13 protein-coding genes are annotated in these 9,162 nt (G+C 70.8%); 5 read left to right on the forward strand and 8 right to left on the reverse strand.

Features of this window, described 5'->3' with window-relative positions:
• Nucleotides 1-41: 41 nt before the first annotated feature.
• Nucleotides 42-419 carry an STAS domain-containing protein gene (locus IEZ09_RS04060; protein WP_189252126.1) on the reverse strand — a complete coding sequence of 126 codons (378 nt, stop codon included), beginning with the start codon at nucleotides 417-419 and terminating at the stop codon, nucleotides 42-44.
• Between the two features lie 168 nt (nucleotides 420-587).
• Between IEZ09_RS04060 and IEZ09_RS04065 the strand changes: the two genes are divergently transcribed.
• Both IEZ09_RS04065 and IEZ09_RS04070 read left to right on the forward strand, forming a co-directional pair.
• Entirely contained in the window at nucleotides 588-1,409 is an 822-nt protein-coding gene (locus IEZ09_RS04065) for an MEDS domain-containing protein (RefSeq protein WP_189252127.1), read from the forward strand.
• Nucleotides 1,406-2,332, forward strand: coding sequence for a sensor histidine kinase (locus tag IEZ09_RS04070; RefSeq protein ID WP_189252128.1), 927 nt, complete (start codon nucleotides 1,406-1,408; stop codon nucleotides 2,330-2,332). The genes IEZ09_RS04065 and IEZ09_RS04070 overlap by 4 nt, the downstream gene beginning before the upstream one ends.
• Here the strand turns inward: IEZ09_RS04070 and IEZ09_RS04075 are convergent.
• Genes IEZ09_RS04075 through IEZ09_RS04095 form a run of 5 tightly spaced genes read right to left on the reverse strand, consistent with a single transcriptional unit; the run spans nucleotide 2,260 to nucleotide 5,728 of the window.
• Nucleotides 2,260-2,766 (reverse strand): MSMEG_6728 family protein, encoded by a 507-nt coding sequence (locus IEZ09_RS04075; RefSeq protein ID WP_189252129.1) that lies wholly within the window; start codon nucleotides 2,764-2,766, stop codon nucleotides 2,260-2,262. The genes IEZ09_RS04070 and IEZ09_RS04075 overlap by 73 nt on opposite strands.
• Complete coding sequence (locus IEZ09_RS04080; protein ID WP_189252130.1) at nucleotides 2,767-3,210, reverse strand: YflT domain-containing protein; 444 nt, start codon at nucleotides 3,208-3,210, stop codon at nucleotides 2,767-2,769.
• A gap of 15 nt (nucleotides 3,211-3,225) precedes the next feature.
• Entirely contained in the window at nucleotides 3,226-3,636 is a 411-nt protein-coding gene (locus IEZ09_RS04085; protein ID WP_189252131.1) for a DUF2243 domain-containing protein, read from the reverse strand.
• Nucleotides 3,636-4,859 (reverse strand): Nramp family divalent metal transporter, encoded by a 1,224-nt coding sequence (locus IEZ09_RS04090; protein WP_189252132.1) that lies wholly within the window; start codon nucleotides 4,857-4,859, stop codon nucleotides 3,636-3,638. Before IEZ09_RS04090 ends, IEZ09_RS04085 begins: the two co-directional genes overlap by 1 nt.
• Before the next feature lie 5 nt (nucleotides 4,860-4,864).
• Nucleotides 4,865-5,728: a manganese catalase gene (locus IEZ09_RS04095; protein WP_189252133.1), complete on the reverse strand. Its 864-nt coding sequence runs from the start codon at nucleotides 5,726-5,728 to the stop codon at nucleotides 4,865-4,867.
• A gap of 167 nt (nucleotides 5,729-5,895) precedes the next feature.
• Between IEZ09_RS04095 and IEZ09_RS04100 the strand changes: the two genes are divergently transcribed.
• Complete coding sequence (locus tag IEZ09_RS04100) at nucleotides 5,896-6,573, forward strand: AfsR/SARP family transcriptional regulator (RefSeq protein WP_189252134.1); 678 nt, start codon at nucleotides 5,896-5,898, stop codon at nucleotides 6,571-6,573.
• A gap of 36 nt (nucleotides 6,574-6,609) precedes the next feature.
• Nucleotides 6,610-8,082, forward strand: a complete 1,473-nt coding sequence (locus IEZ09_RS04105) for an aminotransferase class I/II-fold pyridoxal phosphate-dependent enzyme (RefSeq protein ID WP_189252135.1) — start codon at nucleotides 6,610-6,612, stop codon at nucleotides 8,080-8,082.
• Here IEZ09_RS04105 and IEZ09_RS04110 read toward each other — a convergent pair.
• Both IEZ09_RS04110 and IEZ09_RS04115 read right to left on the reverse strand, forming a co-directional pair.
• Nucleotides 8,042-8,176 (reverse strand): DUF3072 domain-containing protein, encoded by a 135-nt coding sequence (locus IEZ09_RS04110; protein WP_229812235.1) that lies wholly within the window; start codon nucleotides 8,174-8,176, stop codon nucleotides 8,042-8,044. The two genes, IEZ09_RS04105 and IEZ09_RS04110, sit on opposite strands and share 41 nt — an antisense overlap.
• 107 nt (nucleotides 8,177-8,283) lie before the next feature.
• Nucleotides 8,284-8,613, reverse strand: coding sequence for a hypothetical protein (locus tag IEZ09_RS04115; RefSeq protein WP_189252136.1), 330 nt, complete (start codon nucleotides 8,611-8,613; stop codon nucleotides 8,284-8,286).
• A 112-nt stretch (nucleotides 8,614-8,725) separates the two neighbouring features.
• On the opposite strand from IEZ09_RS04115, the gene IEZ09_RS04120 reads away from it, so the two are divergent.
• Complete coding sequence (locus tag IEZ09_RS04120; protein WP_189252137.1) at nucleotides 8,726-9,082, forward strand: DUF6401 family natural product biosynthesis protein; 357 nt, start codon at nucleotides 8,726-8,728, stop codon at nucleotides 9,080-9,082.
• Nucleotides 9,083-9,162 lie beyond the last annotated feature (80 nt).

The following is a 9,162-nucleotide window of genomic DNA, read 5'->3' on the forward strand; positions in this document are numbered from 1 at the left end:
TCGTCCGTGGCGCTCCTCCTTCCAGGTCCTCTGTGGACGGATCACGCCCTGCCGGACATCCCCGGCGCCTCCAGTGCGTCCGGCACGCACGACCGGACGCCCAGCAGCTCCGTGAGCTCCAGCACCTGCAACGGCCGCAGCACCGCGGGCGTCGTCGCGACGACCATGAGCGCACTGCCCTTGCTCAGGCACATGTCCTGGTGATCGAGCAACACCCCGATGCCGCAGGCACCGAGGAAGTCCACCGCGGTCAAGTCCACCACGACGGGAGCGAGCGGGCCCACCGAGCGCACGGCGCCGCGCAGGCAGTCGGACAGCTCATCGGCCGTTGCGAGGTCCAGCTCGCCGGTGACGTGGACGACGACCGCCGCACCCACGGTCTCGCTCGTGGTGTGGAAAGGAACCTCGTCGGTGTACATGCGGCAACCTCTCGCCGGGACGCACGACCGTCACACGGGCTGGCTGCTCAACCCGACACGACCGTAGCGCAGTACATGTGTGAGTGCGGTCTCGCGGGCGAGGCATCGCCGATCGGGCCACATGTTCCCTCGGATGGACCACAGGGTGCGAGCGTAGGATCGGGCGTCATGCGCACGTCCGGTGTCACCGACGTCGTCGTCGGGCTGAACCCGAACGACCACCTCTGCTGGCCCTTCGACGACTTCGCCGAGTTCCGCGCGCGGGCGGCGGAGTTCCTCGCCGACGGCCTTCAGCTCGGTCAGCGCGCCTGTTACGTGGCACGCGGTGACGACCTCGCCACGCATCTGGAGGCGGAGCCCGTGCTCGCCGAGGCGGTGCGGGACGGCAGGGTCGACGTGGTCTCGCTGGAGTCGCGCTACCGCACCAGCACCACCGTCACGCCGGAGGAGCAGGTCGAGGCGTACGCCGAGGCGACGCGCGCGGCGGTCCGGGACGGCTTCACCGGGTTGCGGGTGGCGGCGGACGCGACGGCTCTGGTGCTCTCGCCGGGCTCGCTCGACGCGTTCTGCCGCTACGAGCACCTCATCGACCGGTACATGACCACGGAACCGTTCTCCGCCATGTGCGCCTACCACCGCGCGGAGCTGTCCGAGCCGGCGATCGCGCGGCTGAGCTCCCTGCACCCGGTCAACAACGCCCGGTGCGCGCCGTTCCGCCTGCACGCCACCGAGGACGGCATCGCGTTGCACGGTGAGGTCGACGGCGTGAGCCGCGAGCTGCTGTCGCTGGCGCTGCGGAACACCGCCCCCAACCAGGGCGCGCTCCGCGTCGACGCCACCGGTCTGCGGTTCATCGACCACCACGGCCTGCTGGCGCTGCACGGGTACGCGCGGGCGAACGCGGCCACGCTCGTGCTCCGCTCGCAGAGGTCCTCGCTGGCGCGCCTGGTGTCGTTGCTCGAGCTCGACGACGTGGAGTGCGTCCGATGACGGGCTTCTACCACGAGACGGCGTTCTACGACTCGGACGACGACTTCCTGACGATCGCGGTGCCGTTCGTCGAAGGCGGTCTACGCGCAGGTCAGCCCACCCTCATCGCGTGCGCGGAGAAGAACACGACCCTGCTGCGCGAGGCACTCGCCGACGACAGCGCGGTCACGTACCTGCCGGGTGCCGACCAGTACGCCCGCCCTGCGGACGCGATCGCGAGCTACCGCGACATCTTCGGCGGTCTCGCCAAGGACGGCGCGACCCAGATCCGCACGGTCGGCGACGTCCCGCACCCCGGCTTCGGCGTGCCCTGGGACTGGTGGGGCCGGTACGAGAACGCGGTCAACCAGGCGTACGCCGAGTTCCCGCTGTGGGGCCTGTGCCCGAACGACACCAGGATCACGCCGGCGGAGGTGCTCGCCGACGTCGCTCGCACCCACGAGTACGTCGCGACGACGGCGGGCGACCACCTGCCCAACCCCGGCTTCGGCACCGGCCTGCCGCTCAGCGTTCCCGTGCCGGACGTGCTCGAACAGGGCACGCCGCTGGTCGTCCTGGTCGACCCGACGCCCGCGGCGGTGCGCGAGGCGGTGAGCGCGTCGATCAGGGGCACCCGGCTCAGCGAGGACGACGCGCACGACGCCGTGTACGCGGCCAGCGAGATCGTCACGAACGGCCTGAGCCACGGCGTCGCCCCGGTCCGGTTCCGGCTGTGGGCGGACGACTCGCGCGTGGTGGTGGCGGTGACCGACCAGGGACCGGGCCCGGCGGACCCGATGGCCGGTCTCATGCCGACCACCGCGACCCGGTCAGCGGGCCTGGGGCTGTGGATCCTGCACCGCACGTGCGACTACGTGTCGATGGGTCGCGACGAGGACGGGTTCACGGTCCGGGTGAGCGTCGGCGGTTCCGGCCACACGTAAGGCAGATCGTCCGGCACGTCCGGGAAGTACCGCCGGTAGTGCCCGGGATCCTTGCGCACCAACGCGGACCGGTGGCTGCGGTGCACCGCCTCGTCGCCCAGCCATTCCGGCAGCTCCCCCGCCGCGGCCAGCTCGTCCTGGGTGCGCACGACCGCGATGCCCTTGGCCCGCACCAGATCCGACCGCATGGTGACCTCGCACGTGTCGGCGAACCCCGCGGCCCGCCACACGGCGCAGATCTCCAGCCCGTACCGCACGAGCGCTTCCTCGCACCCCGTCCACATCTTCACCGCCGGGTGGTGCCGCCAGCCGTGGCCCGGCACCACCAGCGCGCGGTGCACCTGCAGCGTCTCGACGCGTTGCCTGCCGAGCCGCCGCTGGTCCAGCACCCGGGCCGTCGCGGCGAAGTCCGGGTACGGCAGGAACGTCTGCATCTACAGCACGTACCGCGCCGCCTGCGCGGCCCGTTCCTTGTCGACGTGCACCTCGTACCGCTGCGCCTGCAGCGTCATCACGCTGGAGAAGTCGCGCTGCCCGCGGGTGCTCCAGTGCGCGACGAATCCGAAGACAGCGCCCCAGAACGCGCCGATCACCAGGCTGATCAACAGCAGCCAGAGCCACGCCGCACCGGCGGTGAACAGGCCGAACAGCAGCCCGACCAGCACACCGAACCACGCTCCGCTGGCCGCGCCCATGGCTGCCGCCCTGCCCCGCGTCATGCGGCCGGTCACCTGTTCGACGGTCCGGACGCCCTCGCCGACGATCCGCACGCTCTCGACCGGGAAGCCGTCGTCCGACATCCGGTCGACGAGCCGCTGGGCCTCCAGGTAGTCGGAGAAGCTCGCCAGCAGGCTCGACTCGGTCACCCTCTGCTCCATGTCCACACCGAACGGCTACCCGCGCGCACGACGCGCAAACAGGAAGCCGATCATCAGCAGCACCGCCCCGGACGCGAGAAAGCCCAGGTCGTAGGCCAGCTGATCGGGTCCGGGCCGGACGTGGTGAAGGCCGAGGACCTGGTGGTCGACGACTCCTTCGACCAGGTTGAACACGCCCCACCCGGCGAGGATCCCGCCCAGCAGCACCCGTTCGGGCAGCGGGGCACGCCGGTTCAGCAGCGCCACCCCGACGAGCACGATGACCAGGCACAAAAGGTGGAACAGCCCGTCACCGACCATCATCAGCCGCATGTCCTCGCTCGGGTACCACCCGGACAACAGGTGGTGCCAGCCGAGCAGCTGGTGCGCCACGATCCCGTCGAGGAACCCGCCGATCCCGATCCCCAGCACCAGCGCCGCGATCATCAGCCCACCACCGTCCGCACGAGCAGGAACAGGTTCAGCGCGGAGATCACCAGAGCCGCCGCCGCACCGGCCGCCGTCACGCCACGCCGGTTCACCGACGCGCCCATCACGTCGCGGCGCCTGGCCAGCAGCACCATCGGCACCAACGCGAACGGGATGCCGAACGACAGGACGACCTGGCTCAGCACCAACGCCTTCGTCGGATCGATCCCGAGCGCCAGCACCGCGAGCGCCGGGGCCATCGTCACGGATCGCCGCAGCCACAACGGAATCCGGCGGCGCAGGAACCCCTCCATCACCACCTGGCCGGAGTAGGTGCCGACACTGGAGGCGGCGAGCCCGGACGCGAGCAGCGCCAGCGCGAACGCGAGCGCAGCGCCCGGTCCGAGGAGCTGGCCGAGCCCGGAGTGCATGTCCTCCAACGACTCCCGCGGCGCACCCGCCTGGTGGAAGGCACCGGCCGCGACCACGAGCATGCTCACGTTCACCGTCGCGGCGATGCCCAGTGCGACCACGATGTCGGTGCGGCTGGCCCGCAGCACGCCGCGGACGTCACCCGGCCGGTGGTGCCGCTGGGTCAGCGCCGAGTGCAGGTAGATCACGTGCGGCATGACGGTGGCACCGAGCATGCCGGTCGCGAGCAGCACGCTGTCCACCCCGGCGAACCCCGGCACCAGCCCGGCCGCCGCGCCGGTGAGCGGGCCGAGGTGCAGCGTCTGGTAGAGAAAACCGCCGAGCACGATCGCGAGCAGGCCGATGATCACCGACTCGAAGCGGCGCCGCCGCAGCGGTGCCAGCGCGAGAATCCCGAACGACACCACCGCGGTGATGCCGGCCGCGGGCAGCAGCGGCACGCCGAACAGCAGGTTCAGCGCCACCGCCGCGCCCACGAACTCCGCCAGGTCGGTGGCCATGGCCACCAGCTCCGCCTGCACCCACAGCAGGCCCGTCACCGGCCGCGGGTAGTGCTCGCGGCAGAGCTCCGGCAGGTTGCGGCCGGTCACGATGCCGAGCTTCGCCGACTGGTACTGGACGAACATCGCGAGCAGGCTCGCGCTGACGATCACCCACAACAACAGGAATCCGTGCGCGGCGCCGCCCGCCATGTTCGTCGCGAAGTTGCCGGGATCGACGTACGCGACCGCGACGACGAACGCGGGGCCCATGACGACGGCGGCCGACCGGACGCGAGCTGGCACCGTGATGCCGACCATCTCCCACATCCTCCTCAGGTGAGCTTGCGGATCGCCTTCTCGATCAGCCCGAGGTTCGCGGGGCTGGTGGCGTAGAGCAGCGGATCGGGTTTGGGCGCCGATCCCTTGTCGCCCAGCGGTTCCGGGTTCATCACGTAGGAGAACTCGTGCACGCCGTCCGGTGCGGTGCCGGACGCCCAGCCGCCCTCGGCGCCCGCGGGCCCGTCGGAGTTGTGCCAGATCGTGCCCGCGTGCTCGGCGTACTCCTCGTCGAACAGCGCGCTCGGCGAGATCGGGCCTTCCAGGCCGTCCTCCTGCAGCTCCTCGATCGCGGCGAGCCACATGTTCTGGTGCGCCGTGTCGCGGGCGAGGTTGAACTTCAGCATGTCGCGCACACCGGTGTCGTCGGTCATGTTGTACAGCCGGGCGGTCTGCAGCCTGCCCTGTGCCTCCGCCGCGACGTTGGCGCGGAAGTCGGCCATCAGGTTGCCGCTCGCGACGATGTAGCGGCCGTTCCACGGAACGCCGTTGCTGTCGGACAGCGTGGGCCCGCCGCCGCTCACGATCACCTGCTGCGGGTCCATCCCGCCGATCACCGCGGCCACGACCGGGTCGTCGGCCACCGCTGAGGCGGTCACCTCGGACGGCGCGTTGTCGAGCAGGCGCGCGACCATCGTCGCGAGCATCTCGACGTGGCCGATCTCCTCGGTGGCCACGTCCATGATCAGGTCCTTGTACTTGCCCTCCATCCGGCAGTTCCAGCCCTGGAGCAGGTACTGCATCGTCACCGTCATCTCGCCGTACGCGCCGCCGATGAGCTCCTGGAGCTTGCGGGCGTAGTGCGCGTCCGGGCGGTCTGGTTTCGCCTCGAACTGCAACCTGCTGGTGTGCAGGAACATCTCGCCTCCCTGGCTCGGGGTTCACCGCGAAGCTAGGCAGCGCCCGTGACCCGGACGGCTCGGCGCGGCCACGCGCACGACACGGCCGCGTCACCGCCGCTGGTCAGGACGGAGCAATTTCGCCGGGAAGGTGTGTGAGCCCGCAACTACCGGGCACTCGGGCAACCATGACGCGGTTGCACATCCAGCTGCTCGGCGGCTTCCGGTTGGACTGCGACCGGGTACCTGTCCACGTCGTGCCCGGTGCGCGCAGGCTGCTGGCGCTGCTCGCGTTGCGCGACTCACCGGTGCCGCGGCCGGTCGCCGCCGCGCTGCTCTGGCCGGACACGACCGAACGCAGGGCGGGCGCGTGCCTGCGGTCGTCGTTGTGGCGGCTGGTCAAACCCTCGACGCCACTGGTCGTGGTCACCGAGGACACGCTGGTGCTGGGCGCCGACGTCGAGGTCGACTTCCGGCGCGCGTGCGCGTTCGCCGCGGCGCCCGGTGCCAGCCCCGAGGCGGTGACGATGCTGAAGGCGGACCTGCTGCCCGGCTGGTGGCAACCGTGGGTGCAGGCCGAGCGCGACTGGTGGCGGCAGGCCCGGCTGCGCGCGCTGGAGGTGCTCAGCGACAGGTTCCGCTCGTGCGGAGATCATCACCACGCGCATCAGGCCGCGCTCGCCGCCGTGCAGACCGACCCGCTGCGGGAGAGCGCGCACCGCACGCTCGTCGAGCTGCACCTGGCCGACGGCAACCCGGCGCAGGCCGTGCGCCAGTACCAGAGCTACCGCGCCCGGCTGCGCGCGGAGCTGGGCCTGGAACCGTCGAGGCACATCCACGAGCTCGTGCGGACTCTGCTGCGGTGAGGTTCGAGGAGCCTCGGTCCTGGCTACTCCACGACCATGGACCACAGCAGAGCACCGGTGCTGGAAGCGTTGCAGGAGTATCGCGAACGCGGCTACGTCCCGTTCACCCCGCCCGGCCACCGGCAGGGCAGGGGCGTCGACCCCAGGGTTCTCGACGTGCTGGGCAGAGAGGTGTTCGAGGCCGACGTGATCGCGCTCAACGGCCTCGACGACAGGCTCATGCGCGGCGGCGTGATCGAGCACGCGCAGGAGCTGATGGCGCACGCGGTCAACGCCGAGCACGCGTTCTTCTCGACGTGCGGCAGCTCGTTGTCGGTCAAGAGCGCCATGCTCTCGGTCGCGGGGCCGCACGAGAAGCTCATCGTGCCGCGGCACGCGCACAAGTCCGTGGTGTCGGGCCTGATCCTGAGCGGTGTCTGTCCTGTGTGGATCAGTCCGAACTGGGACGCCGAACGGCACCTGGCCCACCCGCCGGGCGCGGACCGGGTGCGCGAGCTGTTCGAGGCCGAACCGGAGGCCAAGGGCATGCTGCTGGTCACGCCGACCGACTACGGGACGTGCGGTGACATCCAGGAGATCGCCGACGTGTGCCACGAGTTCGGCAAGCCGTTGATCGTGGACGAGGCGTGGGGCGCGCATCTGCCGTTCCACAAGGACCTGCCGCCGTGGGGCATGGACGCGGGCGCCGACGTGGTCGTGACGAGCGTCCACAAGTCCGGTGCCGCGGTGGAGCAGAGCTCGGTGTTCCACCTGCAGGGCGACCTCGTGGATCCGAAGGTGCTCAAGGGCCGTGAGGACCTGCTCGGCACGACCAGCCCGACCTCGCTCGTCTACGCGACGCTCGACGGGTGGCGCCGCCAGATGGTGCAGCACGGCGAGCTGCTGCTGACCGCCGCGCTGGCACTGGCCGAGTCGGTCCGGCAGGCCGTCGAGGAGCTGCCGGGACTGCACGTGATGGAGTTCGGCGACCTCGTGCACTCGTTCGACCCGCTGAAGATCGTCATCGACGTGTCAGGGCTGGACATCAGCGGCTACCAGGCGACCGACTGGCTGCGCGAGCACCAGCGCGTCACGCTCGGGCTGTCCGACCACCGGCGCGTCGTCGCCCAGTTCACCCACGCCGACGACCACCGCTCGGCGCAGAAGCTCGTCGAGGCGTTGCGCGCGTTGACCGAGGCCGACCTGCCCTCACCCAAGCCGGTCGACCTGCCGTCACCGGACGAGCTGCAGCTGGAGACGGCGATGCTGCCGCGCGACGCGTTCTTCGCGGAGGTCGAGCAGGTGCCGGCGCAGCGGGCGGCCGGGCGGATCGCCGCCGAGATGATCACGCCCTACCCGCCGGGTGCGCCGGCCGTGCTGCCCGGTGAGGTCATCACCGACGACGTGCTGGACTACGTGCGCAGCGGACTGGCCGCCGGGATGCAGCTGCCGGATCCGGCGGACCCGGAGCTGGGCACCGTGCGGGTGGTCAGCTCCCGCGCCCGGTCTTCTGCTGCAACCGGTCGATGAGCTGGGAGGCCTCCACCTTGGTGAGGTCGTCCGGCACCTCCTCGCCCGCTTCCTGGGCGAGTGTGTGCAGGTAGGACTCCTGGGGGCCGGTCATCGGCTCGTCACCGGTCGTCCAGTCCCGAGGATCCTTCTCCGGCGTGCGGTTCACGGTCGTCCCCTTTCACTCGAACGCACGTTCGAGATACCCGGGACGGCCGGGAATCATGCGCGCAACGTGACGTCACCGGGCTGGGACGGACTCGGCACGACCATCGGCCGCCGCACGCGGGCCAGCAGGCGGTGGGCGACGGTCAGCAGCGTCCGCGCCTCCATCCGCTCGCTGTAGGAGAAGTGCTCGTCCGCGGCCTCGACACAGGCGAGGACCTGGGCGGGAACAGCGGTGTCGGTCGCCGCGCAGTCGGCCAGCGCCTCGCTCAGGTACTTGCGGGCCTCGTCGGCCTCGATGTTGGTCAGGGCTGTGCAGACGGCGTTGTCCAGCTTCTCCAACGCGGTCACGTGCAGCTGTTGCAACGACATGTCGTCGATGGTCATCTCTCGCCTCCACAGCCGAGTCCTCGCGCCGACTGCTTGACGCATCGGGACCGAGTACCCGGTTCGAGCCCCCTCAAACCAGGACTTCACTCGCGGCGGTTACCGTGGCGGGATGCGTGCGACCTGGCGTGAGAACAACGCGCGGCGGTGGATCGCCGAACTGTCCGACCGCATCGGAATGGCCGGATGGGCGGCGCTCGCCGTCACACCCGCGCTCGCGGCCGAGGTCGACCAGCACGGCGCGGCGGTGCGGGACATCCTGGTGCTCGGCGTCGAGGGCGCCGGCACGGTGGGCGCGGTCGTGCTGCTCGCCGCGTACGGCCGCGGGCTGCTCGACCACGCGGCCGACCTGGAGTGGACCCCGACGTCGTGGCTCGGTGTCCGGCTGATGGCGATCTGTCAGCTGGCCCACGCGCACGACGCGAAGCCGCTCACCGCCGACGCGTACGCGCTCCCCGAGCTCACATGATGAAGGGCTCCTTCATCCACCTGAGGTGTGAACCGCTCCCCGGAAGTTGGACTGGTAATCCAGTTCCGGCTCTCGGGGAG

The organism is Lentzea flava, assembly GCF_014648475.1.
Classification (GTDB): domain Bacteria; phylum Actinomycetota; class Actinomycetes; order Mycobacteriales; family Pseudonocardiaceae; genus Lentzea; species Lentzea flava.